At 36.3% G+C, this 281-nt stretch carries 1 protein-coding gene; it reads left to right on the forward strand.

Annotation, left to right across the window (positions count from 1 at the left end; all coding sequences use genetic code 11):
• Window positions 1-281 (forward strand): helix-turn-helix domain-containing protein (locus tag GH754_RS19360; protein ID WP_153730271.1); only part of this gene is annotated, 281 nt, incomplete at both ends.

Here is a 281-nt window from a genome sequence, read left to right on the forward strand (position 1 = left end):
AAGTTTCAGGGGATTGATGGGTTAAAACGAAGAAAAACAAAAAAGGAGTACTCTGTTCAATTTAAATTAGGTGCGATACAATTTATGTTAACCACAGGTGCTTCTTATTTAGAAACCGCTGTTCATTTTAAATTGAACAAACCTTCCTTAATCAAACGCTGGACGAAAGAGTTTCATGAACAGGGAGTAGAAGGCCTGAATGCAAAACCAAAGGGGCGACCTTCTATGTCTAAGAAACCCAATAAACAAAAGAAAAAGGAAGAGAAAAAGATAACACGTGA

The organism is Salinibacillus xinjiangensis (assembly GCF_009649735.1).
Lineage (GTDB): Bacteria > Bacillota > Bacilli > Bacillales > Alkalibacillaceae > Salinibacillus > Salinibacillus xinjiangensis.